Annotated in this window: 15 protein-coding genes and 2 tRNA genes; 7 read left to right on the top strand and 10 right to left on the bottom strand. The window is 37.2% G+C overall.

The features are described from left to right. Nucleotides 1-12: 12 nt before the first annotated feature. The 4 genes from GYA49_01800 to GYA49_01785 all read left to right on the top strand — a co-directional run bounded on the left by GYA49_01800 (nucleotide 13) and on the right by GYA49_01785 (nucleotide 4842). Nucleotides 13-2796, top strand: coding sequence for a hypothetical protein (locus GYA49_01800; GenBank protein NMC35757.1), 2784 nt, complete (start codon nucleotides 13-15; stop codon nucleotides 2794-2796). Between the two features lie 205 nt (nucleotides 2797-3001). Then, nucleotides 3002-3508 carry a 50S ribosomal protein L10 gene (locus GYA49_01795; protein ID NMC35756.1) on the top strand — a complete coding sequence of 169 codons (507 nt, stop codon included), beginning with the start codon at nucleotides 3002-3004 and terminating at the stop codon, nucleotides 3506-3508. Nucleotides 3509-3556: 48 nt separating this feature from the next. Further along, nucleotides 3557-4012, top strand: a complete 456-nt coding sequence (gene rplL / locus GYA49_01790; GenBank protein NMC35755.1) for a 50S ribosomal protein L7/L12 — start codon at nucleotides 3557-3559, stop codon at nucleotides 4010-4012. 632 nt (nucleotides 4013-4644) lie between these two features. Next, entirely contained in the window at nucleotides 4645-4842 is a 198-nt protein-coding gene (locus tag GYA49_01785; GenBank protein NMC35754.1) for a helix-turn-helix domain-containing protein, read from the top strand. 3 nt (nucleotides 4843-4845) lie between these two features. Here GYA49_01785 and GYA49_01780 read toward each other — a convergent pair whose 3' ends face one another. The 4 genes from GYA49_01780 to GYA49_01765 are packed head-to-tail and all read right to left on the bottom strand — an operon-like array spanning nucleotide 4846 to nucleotide 7713. Continuing rightward, complete coding sequence (locus GYA49_01780; protein ID NMC35753.1) at nucleotides 4846-5157, bottom strand: RNHCP domain-containing protein; 312 nt, start codon at nucleotides 5155-5157, stop codon at nucleotides 4846-4848. 39 nt (nucleotides 5158-5196) lie between these two features. Continuing rightward, entirely contained in the window at nucleotides 5197-5931 is a 735-nt protein-coding gene (locus GYA49_01775; protein ID NMC35752.1) for a WecB/TagA/CpsF family glycosyltransferase, read from the bottom strand. A 17-nt stretch (nucleotides 5932-5948) separates the two neighbouring features. Further along, nucleotides 5949-6677 carry an HD domain-containing protein gene (locus tag GYA49_01770; GenBank protein ID NMC35751.1) on the bottom strand — a complete coding sequence of 243 codons (729 nt, stop codon included), beginning with the start codon at nucleotides 6675-6677 and terminating at the stop codon, nucleotides 5949-5951. Between the two features lie 31 nt (nucleotides 6678-6708). Continuing rightward, a complete protein-coding gene (locus GYA49_01765) occupies nucleotides 6709-7713 on the bottom strand; it encodes a rod shape-determining protein (protein ID NMC35750.1) in 1005 nt (334 codons plus the stop codon). Nucleotides 7714-7799: 86 nt separating this feature from the next. Here GYA49_01765 and GYA49_01760 point away from each other — a divergent pair, with 86 nt between their 5' ends. Both GYA49_01760 and GYA49_01755 read left to right on the top strand, forming a co-directional pair. Then, nucleotides 7800-9149 carry a PEGA domain-containing protein gene (locus GYA49_01760; protein ID NMC35749.1) on the top strand — a complete coding sequence of 450 codons (1350 nt, stop codon included), beginning with the start codon at nucleotides 7800-7802 and terminating at the stop codon, nucleotides 9147-9149. An 18-nt stretch (nucleotides 9150-9167) separates the two neighbouring features. After that, nucleotides 9168-9491, top strand: coding sequence for a nucleoside triphosphate pyrophosphohydrolase (locus tag GYA49_01755; protein NMC35748.1), 324 nt, complete (start codon nucleotides 9168-9170; stop codon nucleotides 9489-9491). 11 nt (nucleotides 9492-9502) lie between these two features. Here the strand turns inward: GYA49_01755 and GYA49_01750 are convergent. Further along, nucleotides 9503-9573, bottom strand: a tRNA-Pro gene (locus GYA49_01750). Nucleotides 9574-9642: 69 nt separating this feature from the next. Between GYA49_01750 and GYA49_01745 the strand changes: the two genes are divergently transcribed. After that, nucleotides 9643-9714, top strand: a tRNA-Arg gene (locus GYA49_01745). Between the two features lie 126 nt (nucleotides 9715-9840). Here the strand turns inward: GYA49_01745 and ndk are convergent. From ndk to GYA49_01720, 5 genes are all read right to left on the bottom strand, one after another. Next, on the bottom strand, nucleotides 9841-10305 hold the full coding sequence (gene ndk, locus GYA49_01740) for a nucleoside-diphosphate kinase (GenBank protein ID NMC35747.1): 465 nt from the start codon (nucleotides 10303-10305) through the stop codon (nucleotides 9841-9843). A 36-nt stretch (nucleotides 10306-10341) separates the two neighbouring features. Next, nucleotides 10342-11601, bottom strand: coding sequence for an insulinase family protein (locus GYA49_01735; protein ID NMC35746.1), 1260 nt, complete (start codon nucleotides 11599-11601; stop codon nucleotides 10342-10344). Nucleotides 11602-11662: 61 nt separating this feature from the next. Then, a complete protein-coding gene (locus GYA49_01730; GenBank protein NMC35745.1) occupies nucleotides 11663-13537 on the bottom strand; it encodes a fibronectin type III domain-containing protein in 1875 nt (624 codons plus the stop codon). Between the two features lie 2 nt (nucleotides 13538-13539). After that, nucleotides 13540-14793 (bottom strand): hypothetical protein, encoded by a 1254-nt coding sequence (locus GYA49_01725; protein ID NMC35744.1) that lies wholly within the window; start codon nucleotides 14791-14793, stop codon nucleotides 13540-13542. 3 nt (nucleotides 14794-14796) lie between these two features. Continuing rightward, a complete protein-coding gene (locus GYA49_01720) occupies nucleotides 14797-17268 on the bottom strand; it encodes a hypothetical protein (protein NMC35743.1) in 2472 nt (823 codons plus the stop codon). Nucleotides 17269-17316: the final 48 nt, after the last annotated feature.

Below are 17316 nucleotides of genomic sequence, written 5' to 3'. Positions count from 1 at the left end.
GAGGCTGAGAGTATGCTTAGAGCTCTTAATGATAATCAAAAAACCTATAAAGATTCAGATGGTAAAACGTATGAGATCAGTAAGATTTATAACGGATCAGCGGGTACAAATGAACCATACCAGTACAAAATAACTTATTCTGGCAGTTCAGAAACTAAAACACAAGAAGAGTTCCAGCAGTTCACCAACACACATCAATTAACACAAATGCAATCAGATCAAACTAAAATTGGCAATTTAGAATTCCAGGGTGATAAAGCCAATCTAGTAACATCAACTCAGGATAGTAATATTAATTATTTTATTGATGATGCTACAGGGGAATTGGTCAAGACGAAAAATGGACAAGAGGTTGCTAGGGGAAACCAGATAGCTCTAGCTGATAATATCAAAGAGCTCATTCAAAATGCTGATCAATTAAAAAAAACTGGTATTTCTAGTGATAAAGTTGAACAAATATACGATACTGCTCAAAGCCTATCTAAAAAACCTACTAATTTTACAAATTACGAGGGGTATATAGATACATTAACCAATCTTGCTACTGAAAACTCAGTTTTTAACGGACTATTTATCAATGAAGTTTTAGGAGATGAATTTTTCCTAGAAAAATCCCTAGAATATATTCTTAAGACTAAAGATCTCAACAAAAAACTAAGTAGTAATCAAAGATTAGTTTGGTTTAAAAATGATTTTAGAAACAAGCTCACTGAAACTGAATTTTCAGAATTAATGGATTTAGTGAATAAAAATCTTGATGATGAAGAAGTTTTATCTTATTCTCAAAAATTTTTTTCCCAAGCTGTTGGTAAAACTGAAAGTTACCCAAACATAACTGATTCTTACTCTTTTTATATTGATCTTTCTAAAGATATTCATAATGCTTTTGATCTCGATTTACTAGCAGTACTTGATAATAAACAGTTGCAAACCATAGCTGAGAAAATGTCAAACAATATCTCTGATGAAAATGCAGTTGCTAAAGAGCAAATGTTCTTTTATGTTGCTAAAGAAATATTAAAAAACGAACCTGATTATTTTAATAATTACAATATTGATGAAGTTTATGATGTTTATATGGAAGCATCTTTAAAATATTCACCTATTGCTAAAGATGTATTGGCTCCAATAGTCTTTGAAAAAAGCGGAGTTACTCAAACAGCTATTGATTATTTTAAAGATATTCCTGTTTTTGCAAATATAAGCTTAGATGGCAAATTTGTTACAGGAGGTGGCTTGGCTTTTCCTGGTAACCTTAAAGTTGTTGTTCCTAATCAACCAGAAGCAATTCTCCATGAATTTGCTCATCAATGGTGGTTTAAGAAGAAAAGTGATGATCCCCTTAAAAGTGATGCAGCTGTTTATAATCTTGTTACCGAAACAGTAAGACTAGCAAAAATGGATCCAGAGCAATATCCTGAATATGCAGAGGCTATCGCTTTTGCGAAAGAATACGTAGAGGGTAATGATACATGGATAGGAATGTTTTCTGGGGTTGAAAATATAGATGTCTTAGATCTTATGAAAGACACTATTACAGGGAATAAGGATGATCGTAGTTATATCGATACCGATGAAATATATGCTGGTATGGTTAGTAAAAGTATGGGCAACTTGGATTATTTTCCTGAATTTTATAGAGACAACTTCACCGACCTACTAAGTGGTACAAGCCAATATGGGACTAGCAATAGTTCTTTATATCCTAATAAATTAGCTCCTTCAGGCACAGTAATTACACAAGCAGAAATTGACAAAAAAGTTGAAGAGGGTATAAGCACACAAGAACAGCTAGTCAAAACTTCAGGAAACCAGGAAGGATCAGAAAAGGACAGTAGTGGATTTGGTTACAATTTAATTAAAAATGTCACTACTTCTTTATCATCAATTCTTAACTTTACTAGTTCAGGAATAATAAAAAAAGAAACTAAAACCAATCTTTCTGACTTTACATCTGAAGATTTTTATATTAAAGATGGCGAAGTATATCTCCGTAGCGTTTCTGGTTCAGATACTAACAACCCTACCATTTCCCTAACACCACTGAATCCTGGAGAAGGACGGGTGGGAGTAGCATCTATCCCACTCTCTACATTCCAAACTATGATTGCCAATGGTACTTACAAATCATATGATCCAATTAAAGATGGTCAGCTAGATAATTTGCAACCAACAAAGATTTCACCTACTCAGATAACAGATCAGCCTTTAGATCGATGGCAGACTGGCCAAGGCGGCATATCTCAAACTAGTCTACCTAAAACAACAGCACCAAATGGTAATCAATATGGAGCTAGTGGAACATATATTGACCCAAGAGATTATACTGCTTTGGAAGAAAAATCGGCGGCAGTGAATATAGAAACCGATACCTTACAACAAGGTGATACTGCAGTAGTAAAGAAACAACAAAGCACAAATTTTGCTTATAGTACTTACGATTCTATAAATTCATTACTTTTCCCTCCGTATGAAGCTAATGATGATGTTGAAAATTATATTAACCAAACTGTTATAACAGATGATGGTAAATTAAAAGGACCTGACGGTGAAATTTACTATTACGATAGTAATCAAGAATGTTTCAGAAAAGAACAAGCCGGGTTATGGGCGTTATATGGTGGAGGAATTCTGGGAGGCGATCCAGTAGTAGCTGAATATGATCCTGCTTTGAGTCAAGCCTTGCAACAAAAAATTGAAACCGAAATGCAAAATCAAGAAAATATTCAAAACGGAGTAAATTTTTTAAACGAAATATTGGGAGAACCATGTCTTAATCCTTTTGGTTGTGATTAAATTTGCATAAAACTCAAACTGCACTTATAATATCTTTATCCAAAGACAGAAAGTGTTCCGTAAGGATATAAATCTTTCCGAGGAGCTGTAAGTATTAAGACTTATTTCTTAATGTTTTTTATAGGCACCTCGGGTGTCTTTTTTAATATTTTAAAATTATAAACTTATCATTTTGAAGTTTTATAACTACAGAATGAAAAAGCGTATGCCAAGTCAACAAAATGTCGATTTACTAAACCAGATTAAAGATAAGAAAAACCAATCTAAAGCAACGATATTTGCTCACTATCGAGGCCTGGGAGTTAACCAGTTAAATGAGTTGCGTGATAAAATCCGAGAAGTTGGCGGTGAACTACTAGTAACCAAAAATACCCTTCTAAGATTGGCTTACAACAATAAAGATTTAGATGAGGCTTTACAAGGTCCTACTGCTGCGGTTTTTGCCTATGAAGATGAGGTGGCTCCTTTGAAAGTAGTTGCTGATTTTAGCAAAGATAATGAACTCCCAGAATTCACGGCTGGATATTTTGACGATAAAGCTCTCACTGCTGACCAAGTTATTGCCTTATCCAAACTACCTGGCAAACAGGAATTACAAGCTAAAGTGGTTGGCAGCTTAGCTGCTCCCTTATCCGGTATGGTTAATGTTTTGCAAGGTAATATTCGCAATCTAGTTTACGTTTTAGGTGCTATTAAAAATTCAAAAAATTAAATTTCGAATCTGACATTCGAGTTTATTAAAGAAAGGTGGTGAATAATCATGGCAGATGATCAAACAAACGCTCAGGAAGCTCCTAAAGAGGAGGTAAAAGAAGAAGCCAAAGTTCAGGTTTCTGACAAATTGGCCAAGATTATGGAACAAATTGAAGGTTTAACTGTTTTAGAGTTAGCCGATTTAGTTAAAGCTTTGGAAGAAAAATTTGGAGTTTCTGCTGCTGCTCCAGTCGCTGTTGCAGCCGCTGGTGCTCCTGCAGCTGGTGGCGAAGCCGCCGCTGAGGAAAAAACTGAATTTGACGTTATTTTAGCTGCAGCTGGTGCCAACAAAATTGGTGTCATTAAAGCTGTCCGAGTTGTCTTACCAGACCTAGGTCTGAAAGAAGCTAAAGATTTAGTCGAAGCTGCTCCTAAACCAATTTTGGAAGGGGCCAAGAAAGAAGATGCTGAAAACGCCAAGAAGGTTTTAGAAGAAGCTGGTGCTCAAGTTGAGCTAAAATAAGTTCAGCTTATTTTGTAAACATATAAAAGACGCTCTCTATAGAGCGTCTTTTTTTGACTAAAACACTTTCAAAAATGGGCACAAAAAAACTGCCATTGGCAGTTATGTAAAAATCGCTCGGTCAAGATCTTGGGTTCTAGTCTCAACTATATATTGCGCTATTTTTTAAAGTAATGTCACTGACCTTAAACCACTCAGTTGGTTGCCTACTTTTGAAAGAGCTTTTTCTAGACCGTAAGATTGTCGGGAGAATTGTGCATGACTTAGTTTATTTAGATTACTAAGTACTACTTTGGTAGCTTCTTGCTTACCGATATGCATAGCAATTTCCTTTCTACATCGGATTTCCATAATCATCACCTCCTTTTTAAAAAAAATCAGACTAGAAACCCATCAAAGATTTAAAGAGCGATTATTATAGTAATAATAAATAAGTCTACACTCTTTTACAATTCCTATTTATTACACATTTTTCGCATAAATTTAAGCTAGGTTTCTTTTCCTAATTGACATACTAATTATCATTTTGTTATTCTGATTTAAGTATTATCATAGTAAATATCAGAAAGGATGAGTCTATGGAAGATCAAACCATATCAAAACCTAAAACAGTAGGTCGTAAAAGAGTCTCTATTGATGATTTGCCGGATTTATTAACCGTTCGCGAAGTCGCTGATTTGCTTCGAGTTTCACCCCTAACCTTGAAACGTTGGGGCAAGCGGGGCAAGCTCCCAGCCATTAGAATCAATTCTAGAGGAGACCGCCGCTACAAAAAAGAGGCAGTCCTCTATCTACTTGGCATTACTCCAAAAACCAATAGCCAAGCTTAAATATTATCGCATTCTACCTGGCTGTAAGTTTACTAAAATATCTTGATTATCATTGGGAGCAACTTTGCAATATTTGATTTGTTTACATGTTTGACAACGGAAAATAATCTGCTGCTTACTATTGACTGTCTGTAAGCCAATGGGTTCCAGCAAGCCTCTACAGGCTGCTAATCGATCGCCAGGGATAACAAGATCAACATGCTTACCAAAAAGACATTGTGGGCAATGGTCGGTGTAACCAGTCCCAATGACATGGTATCCACAATGCTCGCAGGTAAAATCTTCTTTGACTTTAATAAAGTTTTTGCGCTGCATAAACTGGAAGAAGATAAATCTAAATCTTGTGTCAGTTAATTACTTACTCAGTAAAACTCTCCACACAAACTCTACCAATCTCGTTTGCCGTTTCCATCGCCATGGTTCTTGGTATAGTCGAAATAACCATTCTAAACCTAATCTTTGTAACCAGACAGGCGGTCGTTTGAGCCGACCAGAAATCACATCAAAAGCTCCCCCAACACCCATGGCAATTTTGAGTGTACTCATATAGTTGATATATTTAGATATAAATAGTTCTTGTTTTGGCGCTCCTAAAGCTACAAATAAAACATCAATATGCTTAGCAGCTATTTTTTGAGCAAGCTGTTTGTTCAAATCTTTATCAGAAAACGCAATGTTATATGGTAAGACTATTACTTTAAGTGATGGTAATTGATCCAGTAAGCACTGTTTTGTTTGCTTAGCCACGCCTGAAGCCCCTCCAAGTAAACCAACAATCCAACCTTTTTCTTCTGCTACTTTACAAAGCTCTAGCATTAAATCAACTCCGGTTACTCTCTCAATCTTTTGGGCTGAACTTTTTCTTTTCATGGCCCAAACTAAACCAATTCCATCAGGTATAGCAATATCAGCTTGGTTTAAAGCAGTTTTAAAAGCTATATCTTCTTGAGCTTGAACAATATGTTCTGGGTTTGGAGTCACAATATGGACAGATTTTTTGCTCATTACCAGTTTTAAAATTTCTGGAACTACGGTTTGCTGATTGAGTTGAGAAACTTCTACTCCTAATACTGATATTTTTTGATGCATAACGATTGGTTACAAAATTACTGCCTATTTTGTAATTGTTGCAATGTATTAATATATGTTTCAATTTCCTTTATTCCTTTAGCATACAATTTGGGAGCTGATTTAGTATAGAGTGGAGCCACTCGAGCATTGGTTAAAGGTTGCTTTTCAAAGCCATAATACCAACCTTTGAAAAATTCTAAACGCTCAATTGCTGCTTCAATCTTATTTTTTTCAATCAGCTCTTGGGTTAATGCCGGTAACATCGCCCGAGCTTGAGTTTGAGAAGAAACTAAAGGACGATCAACAATTTGCAGATAAACCAGCATCGTAAAAATTCCAATCACATTAAGGCCCGCTCCCCGATCAGCATCCAACAAGATACAAGCAATTTGGTTTTCTGGATGTTTAAGCATGGGCAAACTGTGTTCTCTAATAGCCTGAAGCACCTTATATAAAGATTCACGGCCAATATGTCTGGCAAAAGGTTGCAATAGTTCTTTGCTTTTTTGATAGGAAACTTCAGCATGATTGCTTTGTAAAAATAGCAAACCGCTTTCTTCACCGGCTCGACCAATATCATGAAGCCAGCAAGCCAATTCAACCAAAAACTGATCTTTGGGTTTAAGCTTCTCGGCTTTAGCGAGAACCCGACCATTCTTAACCACTCGCTGGACATGGCTAATGCCATGCACCCAGCAATCAACTTGAGCATATTCAGTTTTACAATGTCGTTTAATATTTTGCAAAATTTCAGATCGTTTCATTCGCTACTTTCTGCTATTAATTTTGTAATAATTATCTTCTTGATAAACTTCGCTTATACATATCTAAATTCTCCAGTACTACTCCGGTACCTTTAGCTACACAAAATAAAGCATCTTCGGCGCCGTAACAGGGAATTCCAATCTCCTGGGCTAAAAGTTTGTCAAAATTTTCTAACATGCTGGTTCCACCTGTCATCACAATACCTTTGTCAATAATATCTGAAGACAATTCTGGTGGTACTTCTTCCAGTACTTTTTTAACCATGGTCACAATTTGGTGTAGCACTGGACTATAAGCCTCAACTAGTTCATTAGTACTAATTTCAAGACGCCTAGGTAAACCATTGACCGTATCCCTACCTTTAATAAGGTATGTTTTGGCTTTATTGACTTTTAAAGCTGAGCCGATTTTGAGTTTAACATCTTCAGCTGTGGTTTCACCAATAGTCAAATTATGGTGTTTACGAATCCAAGAAATCAAAGCATCATCTAACTTATTGCCTCCTACTCGTACTGATTTATGAGCTACGACTCCCCCCAAAGAAATAACGGCTGACTCAGCTGCTCCACCACCAATATCCAAAATCATATTGCCTGAAGCTTCACCAATAGGAATACCGGCACCAATAGCCGCCGCCAACGGCTCTTGAATAATATAAGCTACTGAAGCTCCGGCCGCGATAGTAGCATCTTCGACGGCTCGTTTTTCCACTTGGGTAGCTCCTGCCGGAATACAAATCAAAACTTCTGGTTTAAACAGCATAGATCGGCCACAGGTTTTTTGGATAAAGTAGCGCAACATAGCTTCGGTAATCACATAATCGGCAATTACCCCATCCCGCATCGGTCGCTTGGCCACAATATTGCCAGGTGTTCGGCCCAGCATTTCTTTAGCTTCATAGCCTACTGCCACTACTTTGTGATCAAACATCGAAACTGCCACCACTGAAGGCTCGTTAAGCACAATGCCTTTTTTTTCTACATAAACCAGACAATTAGCAGTTCCTAAATCAATACTAATTCGTTTTTTCAGCATGTCATTATTATATCTGATAGAAAGGTACTAACCTAATTAATTTTTAACTTGCTTCTAGATATATTTAAGCTGGTATAATCATTGTTATGAATCAACGCCTTATCATTACTTTACTGGTTCTACTATTTTTGGCTGGTGGAACATATTTGGCTATTCGTTATGCTCAAGGATATCGGGTCAACCTTTCAAATCAAGTCGTTGAAGGAACTGGTTTACTGGTAGCAAACTCTCACCCTCAAGGCGCTTCGGTTCTCATCAATGATGAGTTAAAAACTGCGACTGACGACACCTTGCATTTAACACCTGGAAACTATAAAGTCCGTTTAGAAAAAGATGGTTATAAAGCTTGGGAAAAACAGTTACAAATCAAAAGTGAGCTAGTCACGCAAACTAATGCTCGACTGTTTCCGGCTGCCCCATCATTTTCAGCTTTGACCTATAATGGAGCTAGTGATATTACTCCTTCACCCGATGGTCATAAATTGGCATTCAAAGTTGCTACCGGCTCAGCTGAAACTAAATATGGTATCTGGATTTTAAGCCTGGACGAAAATCCGTTGCGTTTTAGCTCCAATGCTATTCAAATTGCTATTGACGAACCAAGTATAGCTTTTTCGAAGGCTCAGCTATTTTGGTCTCCAAATTCCAGCGAGATTTTAGCTTATTTTAACGAAAATCGAGCTTATTTACTTAATGCCAGTAATCCCAACAAAACCCAGGCTTTAGTAAATGTAGCTTTTCAACTCCCTTCCCTAGTTCAAGATTGGCAGGAACAACTGGGATTGGAGCAGCAAAAACGACTAGCAAAGTTGCCAATACCAATGCAAGAAATTGCTACCGCTTCGGCTACTTTGCTCTACTTTTCCCCTAGCGAAGAAAAATTGCTGTATACCGCTACTGCTTCTGCTACTATTCCTGAAAAATTGATTCCACCTCTACCCGCTATTAACGCTCAAACGCAAGAACGCAATCTTAAACCGGGCAGTATTTATGTCTATGACAGTAAAGAAGACACTAATTTTTTAGTGGTTGAAGATGCCTTTAGCCCAGAAGACTTGGATGAGTTTATCCAAAAATTTACTCCGCCACCACTAAAGACTGAAGTCACGCCAGGTTCTCCCGAGCCAGTCATAGAAACTACTCCACTTAACCAACCAGTTTTGGAAGTCTTGCAGAATTTACAAGCTCAGTATTCACCGGTTTATAGTCACCACCGAATTCAGTGGTTTCCTGATTCCTACCATTTAATTATTACCGAACCTGATCGGGTCTGTATTGTTGAATATGATGGTAATAATAAAGTTGCCATGTTTACTGGTTATTTCTTGGAACAGTTTACCTACCCTTGGCCTAATGGCCAAAAATTGGTGCTATTAACCCCCCTTTCTCCTTCTTCGGAAGTTTTGCCAAATCTCTATGCTTTGGACCTGGAATAAGTCATAGAGATTTTTATCATGTCAAAAATATATAACAAACTTATTCGCGACCGCATTCCTGAAATTATCGCTCAAAGTGGCCATAAAGCTATAGTTTCTACATTAACTAAAAAAGCTTTTGTCAAAGCTTTGAAACAAAAACTCATTGAAGAAGTTCAAGAACTAAATGAAGCTAAGACTAAAAGAGAGCTAGTCAACGAATTGGTTGATGTGCAGGAAGTTTTTGATTATTTAATCAAAGAGTTGCATCTTTCTCCAAGTGAATTCAAAAAGTTACAAACTAAAAAACGGAAAGAACGAGGCGGATTTGAAAAACAACTTCAACTTGAGAAAGTAGAATAATCTTCTTTTTGTCGGAGTACCCAGAATCGAACTGGGGTCGCACGATCCCGAACCGCGCATCATACCACTAGACCATACTCCGATACCATTTTTATATTATATAATAAGGAATCAGATTAAGCCCTTGTAGTTCAACAAATTGGTTTAAAATGCTCTCATAGTTCAATGGATAGAACGAGGGTTTCCTAAACCCTAAATTCAGGTTCGACTCCTGGTGAGGGCACCTAATTTATATAATGGTTTCACCCAGAAGGTGATCCCACTTTGTGGGACAATTCCTAGCAAGGGCACAAAAAACACCCTGCTATAGCGGGGTGTTTTTTTAAATATTATCTTGAAATTTTCTTCCCTATCCTCGCTCTTCTTCTGAATACACTTGCAGATAATCATCTTTGTCATAATTAAAGATTTCCGATGGTTCAAACACCAGGTCTAGCTCTTTTTTAGCATTTTCTGGGCTATCAGAGGCATGGATAAGATTGTTGCTTTGACTCATAGCAAAGTCACCGCGGATCGAACCACATTCAGCCTCACGACCTTTGGTGACTCCAACCAGGCGTCGAACCGTATCAATACACTCTACTCCCTCCCAAAGCATAGCTACAATGGGCGAGCTTTCCATAAATTTTTTCAAAGATCCAAAAAATGGTTTTTCTTTGTGGTGAGCATACCAGTTGTCTAAAATTTCGTCAGTCAAATACATCATCTTAAGACCTACCAACTTGAGACCTTTGCGCTCAAACCGGGAAATGATTTGACCAATGAGACCTCTTTGGACTCCATCTGGTTTGACTAAAATGACAGATTTTTGCATAAAAGACTCCTTTCATTTAATGTTTTTTATAAATACTTACAAAGTTAATGTATCAATTGGGCCAATGGCCGCTAAATTCTGCTTGTTTTTGATAAAGGTTTTTTGAGCGGTAACCAAAATATCTTCGGGCGTGACACCGTTAATGCTGTCCAACACTTCATCTATACTTCGTAAGTTATCATCCAGCAGCAGATCTTTCCCATAAAAAAGAGCTACTTGATGGCTATCTTCAAAACCAAGTAGTAAATGTCCTTTAAGATAATCTTTAGCTTTTTTAAGCTCAGCTTGACCAACTGGTTTTTGGGTCAGTTTAAAAAACTCATCTTGAATGACTTTAACTGTCTCTTGAGCGCTAACTGGATTCGTCCCAGCCCGAGCTGCCAAATAACCAGTCTCGGTATAAAGATCTAGCATACTATGAACATAGTAAGCTAAGCCCCGCTTTTCCCTAATTTGGGTAAAAAGTCGGGAACTAGCTCCATTACCTAAAATAGTCGATAAAAGTAATAACTTGTAACGATCGGCATGCGACCGAGCTGTAGTTCGAAAGCCATAAATCAGGTGGCATTGTTCGGTTTCTTTACTAAAAATATCTTGTTTGGCTTGGCTTTGACGGAATTGATAGGTTTGGGTTTTAAACTGGGTATCACCTTTATTAGTCCCAAAGTAAGTTTTGATTTTTGCTTCAAGTTCTGTTTGCTGATCCTCTACTCCACCGGCAATAAGCAAGGTCATTCGACGGGGGACATAAAGATAGTCATGGTATTCAAAAAACTCATCTCTTTTTAAAGCCTCAATGGTTTGGAAACTGCCTAAGCTATCCCAACCTAAAGGGACTTGGGGAAAGATCAGCTTTTCAAAGTTGATCATGACTTTGAGACTCGGCTCATCTTCGTACATCCTGATTTCTTCTAAAATAACTTTGCGTTCCAACTCCAGTTCTTTAGCAGGAATCAAAGGTTCAAAGACTAAATCAGAAACTAAACGCAGAGATAAATCCAAGTGGGTGGTAGCAGCTTTGATATAAAAAGCCGTGTACTCTTTATCAGTAAATGCATTCCAGGAAGCCCCGATGCCATCAATGGTTTTGTTGATCTTGATGGTTGAAGGAAACTGCTTAGTCCCTTTAAACGGCAGGTGTTCTAAAAAGTGAGAAATGCCATTGTTTTCTGGAGTTTCGTAACGGGTACCGGCTTTGACTAAAGCCATAACTGTAGCCGATCGAACTCCAGGAATTGGCACTATGACATATCGAAGATGATTACTAAGTGTTTTGAGCTGAGGCTTACCGTTCATAATAGTCTTGATTGTACTACAGTCAAATTAGTTCCCAAAGAGGTGGAAGTGTAAACAGAAACTATTCTTTGAAGATAATTTTTTCATCCTTATCTTCGTTAAACAAATCTTGGGGCGTTTCTTCAAATGGTTTCTTATTTTTCTTAATAACGGTAAGGATAAGTAGTAAGCCCAAAATGCCCAAAATAGCTAAGCCTGCATATGGCAGAATGGACATGATTTTTCCAAACAAATCAGAGCCGGTTTCAGTTTCACTAGGAGTATAAATAATAGGGCTTGGAGTTGGGGTTGCTTTAGGAGTAGCACTAGGAGTGGCAGTAAAAACATCCTCATCATCATCCCAAAAATCTTCATCAACTAAACTTGTTCCTTTTTCGGCAGTTTGGCTAGACCAACTGGAATTAGAAGAACTACTACCTGAAGTGTAAATAGGGCCAGTTCCGGCATAAGCATACACTCCATCAGAATAGCCAGAAGATTTACAGGAGTTTACAGCTGCAACCACAAAGTAGTAGCCAACTCCAGGTTTCAAACCCCGAACTACATAGCTAGTAACATTGCCAATATCAGGTGCTCCATATTCGGTTGGACCCACATTATCAACCCATTTTTCTCCAAACGTAATGGAGTAATGATCAGCTTCATCTGCTGCACTCCAAGTTAGTTTGACTGTACCTCGATCGCTACCAGTAGCGGCAGTTACTCCGGAGGGAATATCTGGGCCACCACAAGAGCTTGTAGTAGTGCTTCCACCTCCTGTTCCACTATCATCATATGCTCCTCCAAATGTTCCAGTTGGATCAGCAATACTAGAATCTGATTCCATTTCATTTCCATCAGTATCCTCGATGATTCCTCCAATTTGTTTAGCATTGTCAAAATTTTCACTATAAATTTCAACATCATCCCCGCCAGTTATAGTAATTGTTAAAGTTGTGCCTGTAGAGTTCAAAGCTAGTTTGACTGTATAAGCTTCTGCTTCTTCCACTGAACCCATATCAAAAGAAGCAATATTTTTGATCGTAACTAATCCAGAAGAGGAAACATAAATTCCCCCAGTTTTAGAATAACTAATACCAGTAACCGTACCTCCTTCATCTAAATTACTATTGATTGACTCTGGATCAATCGCTTCATTAAATTTAATGACAATGTAATCACCTGTATCAATATAGCCTTCATCTCCTCCATCATAAACTTTAATAGCAGAAATATATGGGGAAGTATCATCTGGGTTTGGAGTAGGCGTTGGAGTGGGTGTAGGAGTAGGAGTGGGTGTAGGGGTAGGAGTAGGAGTGGGTGTAGGTAACTCACTAATGTCATTCAAGGTTAAACCTACAGTATTGCTACAGCTGATATATTCATCTCCACCGTACATAATACTAGATTCATCTTCACCCCCACAGACAAAAGTCAGACTACTAGTATTAGTACTAAGAGGTTTAATTACTAAAACTGCATATTCGCCACCAGAACCTGTATAGGTTTCAGCTCGATCATCTGACCACTTTGCAATTTCTATCACTCCGTTAGTAGCATCATTACTTAAACGCGGGATCATGGATAAGATATGGGCACTACCTTCTTCAACTCCAACAATTTCAACTTTCTGCGGATCATACTGCAACATAGCTGTAACCGTGTCAATGATATTGCCACTATTGACCAATTCTATTTTGATTCTTGCTTCCTGATCTTTAATCAAACTACTACTTAGCAAAGAAGCTCTAAAATAGGCTGAGTCAGGATTAGCAACATACTGCTCTGGCTGCGATTGCCTTTGGCTAAATTCTTTTTGATCCAAACCATAGAGAGATACTCCTAAAATCACAATACCAATTAAAATAATCCCCAACAAGGAAATAGCTAAACTCAAAATACTAATATGTTTATTGTTTTTCTGCTTCTGGTTTTTTTTATTTTTTTTAGTAGCCATAGTTAGAATTCCTCATCAATCATACTATTCCAGGTTCCTAAAAAGAGTGAGAGGTCAGCATTGGTAACTTTGCCACTATAGTTAATATCGGCAATAGCTACATCAGCTGAGTCAGTAGAGGTGGTTTTAGTATCTAAAATATTTTTAATAGCTAGATAGTCTCGCTCATCCACTACCCCATCCTGGACTCCATTATCCAAAGGTAAATCTCCGGGTAGTAAGGGAGAATTAGTTAGATCAAGAACTAAACTACTATCTGTTGGATCAGGGCTAACTAATATATTGCGTTTGATCATTATTTTATGCATTGGACCTTTAATCGCAATATCAATTACTGAATCTTCTAGAGCAAGAGCAATTTCAGTGCTAGTAAAAACACCATTTTCGTCTGAAGTAAAGTTGACTGTGTCATCAAATACTCGTGTTTTGCTAGTGGTATCTCCAATCATTACTTTAGCAGCAATGCTAACTCCAGCTTTATTTACTCCAGCTAACTTGGTTTGAATAGTAGTGCTTATATTTTCTACACAAACAGGTTCTCCTGAACATCCACATTCATCATCTGGGCCATCAACTACTGTTCCATTTGGACAAAAATCAGCTGGAAGATCATAACTTTGGCAAATAGGATTATCATTTTCATCATAAGCACAAGTGGACTCAGCTTGCAAAATCAAGCTAGAAGTAGCTCCTAACGCACTCTCTTCTTCATCTTCAACTAAAACAAAAGCATCTGAGATACTTATTTCAGTAGTGTTTTTACTAGTCCGAATGAAGTGTAATTCGATCATTGCTTGCTCATCGGTAAAGCCAGCTTCTTCTGGGTTTTGGAAAAAAGTAAGCTCAATACTACCGTCGGTAAAATTACTAGGGTCATTTGCTCCTGGTAACCAGTTTTGGGTTTGAGCAGTATTTGGTTTATATACTTGATTAAGAGCTGTAAACTGCAAATCGTCAGTTGAATAGTTGACTGTTACATCCATACCAGTTACTGCCGCTCCATTTTGAGGAGTAGCTTTGAGCACAATTTTAAACTCAGCACCCTGTTCTGAACTTTTTTCTAAATCTAAATCAACCAGTGGTGTGTTTTCAGCATTAAATTGTTCAAGAGCAGCTGGCTTTTGTTCAATGGTTTCCAAATCAACTACTCCCCGAAATTGGGTCCATTGCCAGGAAATACCTGCAAACAAAGCAAACAAGGCCACTAAAAACCCTGAACTTAAGTGTTTGGTAATAAAAAGTTCTCGTGTAGCCATAGCTTAATTATTTGATCCTTTCATAAAATCTAAGTAGGCTTGTCGAAAATAATAATAATCTGAAATAGTTATTTTATTATCCCCATTAAAATCAATAGTTAAATCTTTACTGACAAATTTTTGAATAAAAAGCGTGTAATCATCTTGATCAATATCATAATCTTGATCAAGATCAAATTGAGAAATAGTATTAGCAACACAAGCAGTTCCACTCCAACATGCATTAGCACCGCAGTCACAACTAAGTTTTGGAGTGCTTAAACAATTTGACCCCATCCCACATATATCAGCACATTGATTAGAAAATTGTTGCCATGTTCCTCCTTCAGTTTGGCAAGCCAGTTGCTCAGCCGACATATCAGAATATTTAAAGTAGCCATTACAAGCCAATCGTTCCGATTTCTTATACCCAGGTCCACATTGATTATCACTACTCCATGAACCTTGAGAATATACAACCGGGCTTTCGGTTTCATAGGTAACACCATTAAGAACTACTTTATCCACAGTTAGGTTACGATCTTCTTTTCCTTCAATATATCGATCGTTAGTAAAAACTATTTGAATATCATTAATACTAATTGGGCCTACTTGTTCATATGTATATGTATTAAACTGTCTTTGAGAGGGATTGCCTTGCACATTAGTAAATGTCTTAACTACTTTGTCCTTAATTTTCAGTTGCATGGTTGGGTAAACATTTTCAGCTTTGGTTCCGGCTGCGTAGATCGTTAAAGTTGAACTAGTTAGTTCTGTTTGACAACTAACTCCATCCCAACACATATTGTCTCCACAGCTACATGCACCAAGTTGTTCTTGAGCAGTGCAAACATCACCACCACAAAGATACGGACAAGGATTTTGATCGTCGTACCATGTTCCACCAGCCTCCAAGCAAGGTTCTTTCTCTGGATTAACTTCAATACTTGCTGGACAATCATTAGGACAATTACAACTATTTTCTCCTAGCCCACAAACCCCATCGCCACAATTGGCGCAGATGAAACTGCCATTATCGGGGGCGATACAATCAAGACCCTCAGGAAAAGAGCTATCAATATGCTGCAAACCATTGCAGCATTGTTGGATATCTCCATCTATACCATTGCCAGTTTCACCCTCGCCAAGACATGGTTCACTGGGGATTTCGCATAATTCAGTATCTGTGTTGCATGATTGTCCTTCAGGGCAATTGTCAACTATTTGACAATTATGATTTTGATATTGGTATTCTTGACATGCAGCTAAGGGAACAGTTGGACAAACTGGAAGTTCACAAGTTCCATCTATACAAGCTTTATCATCAGAACAATCATTATCTACTTGGCATTCAACTTCTTCTATTGTAGGTTCTTTTTCAAATTTTTGGATTACTCCTCGTCTATAAAGCACGTCATCATAGTATTCAGTTCCCATTACAAAAACTGCATTTTGGTCATTCAAATCAATCTCAAATGGTGCATAACTAGGATCTTGATTGAAAGTTTCATAGTTGAAAGAAGTAATAAATTCAAAATTAGGACTAAATTTTTTGATAGTTCTTTTAGCCGAATCACCTACATACATATTTCCCAAACTATCAACTGCCATAGTGACAGGAGAAATTAAATTACCATTTTCAAAACCATACTCGCCATAGTGAGCTATAGGTGTCCCTTCAGATGTAAATGTGTGAATTTTACTATTAGCACTATCAGCTAAATAAAGTATGTTATTGTTATCAATAAATAGATCTGAACTGGAACTACCTGTATCATTTTCATGTATCAAAATGCCAATTTCGTTACCATTTTGATCATATTTTGTTAGTTGTTTTATACTGGTATCCAGTAGGTAAATATTGTTGTGACTGTCTATAGCTATAGAATTGATATTATTGGTATTAGCAAAAGTTAATTCACTAAAATCAGTTTGTAAAACACCATCTTGATTGAATTTTCTCAATCTAAGCGTTAAATTATCTTTAGAATCTATTACAAAAAGATTGTCACTTTGATCCAAAGCTATGCTTCTTGGACAGCTAAGCTCTAGACTTTGTTGATTCCAACCTTCTTCAATATAACTACCTTGATCATCAAATTTTTCAATTTTATCAATATAGTTATCTTCACTAGTGTGAGCACAAATTGCTACATATAGATTATTTTTACTATCTATTGCAATATCCGTAGGTTTAATAAATTCCACGTTTAAATGACCACTATCATAAATGATCTGTTTAATTTCATACGTTTCTTCCGGAGCTTGTTCAAATACTTCCAGCTGTCTAGCCTTATCTACCAAGCTGGCTGGCATAAACGGCACTAAAGCTAACTGTAATGAAAAAAGAGAGAAAGCAATCAAGAAGCCAAACATACCAACCGTAGCTGGCAGACGATCACGATGAAAAATGCTTTGAAACTCTTGCGAATTAGCTTTTTTACGAGACTTAATTTTGTGCAGTCTCAATTTGTGGGCAGTATGAATAGAAACCATAGAATTCCCTCTGTATTTTTCAGCATACGGTTTTTTGTGAAAACTTGT

It is taken from the genome of Candidatus Beckwithbacteria bacterium, from assembly GCA_012797845.1.
Lineage (GTDB): Bacteria > Patescibacteriota > Microgenomatia > UBA1400 > UBA1449 > JAAZOH01.
Note: the sequence above shows the minus strand (reverse complement) of the source record. Positions and strands in the feature narration are given on the sequence as shown.

Coding starts and splice junctions, on each gene's coding strand:
- GYA49_01800 (NMC35757.1), top strand. CDS start 13: ATGCTTAGAGCTCTTAATGATAATCAAAAAACCTATAAAGATTCAGAT.
- GYA49_01795 (NMC35756.1), top strand. CDS start 3,002: ATGCCAAGTCAACAAAATGTCGATTTACTAAACCAGATTAAAGATAAG.
- rplL (NMC35755.1), top strand. CDS start 3,557: ATGGCAGATGATCAAACAAACGCTCAGGAAGCTCCTAAAGAGGAGGTA.
- GYA49_01780 (NMC35753.1), bottom strand. CDS start 5,157: ATGCAGCGCAAAAACTTTATTAAAGTCAAAGAAGATTTTACCTGCGAG.
- GYA49_01775 (NMC35752.1), bottom strand. CDS start 5,931: ATGCATCAAAAAATATCAGTATTAGGAGTAGAAGTTTCTCAACTCAAT.
- GYA49_01770 (NMC35751.1), bottom strand. CDS start 6,677: ATGAAACGATCTGAAATTTTGCAAAATATTAAACGACATTGTAAAACT.
- GYA49_01765 (NMC35750.1), bottom strand. CDS start 7,713: ATGCTGAAAAAACGAATTAGTATTGATTTAGGAACTGCTAATTGTCTG.
- GYA49_01760 (NMC35749.1), top strand. CDS start 7,800: ATGAATCAACGCCTTATCATTACTTTACTGGTTCTACTATTTTTGGCT.
- GYA49_01755 (NMC35748.1), top strand. CDS start 9,168: ATGTCAAAAATATATAACAAACTTATTCGCGACCGCATTCCTGAAATT.
- ndk (NMC35747.1), bottom strand. CDS start 10,305: ATGCAAAAATCTGTCATTTTAGTCAAACCAGATGGAGTCCAAAGAGGT.
- GYA49_01735 (NMC35746.1), bottom strand. CDS start 11,601: ATGAACGGTAAGCCTCAGCTCAAAACACTTAGTAATCATCTTCGATAT.
- GYA49_01730 (NMC35745.1), bottom strand. CDS start 13,537: ATGGCTACTAAAAAAAATAAAAAAAACCAGAAGCAGAAAAACAATAAA.
- GYA49_01725 (NMC35744.1), bottom strand. CDS start 14,793: ATGGCTACACGAGAACTTTTTATTACCAAACACTTAAGTTCAGGGTTT.
- GYA49_01720 (NMC35743.1), bottom strand. CDS start 17,268: ATGGTTTCTATTCATACTGCCCACAAATTGAGACTGCACAAAATTAAG.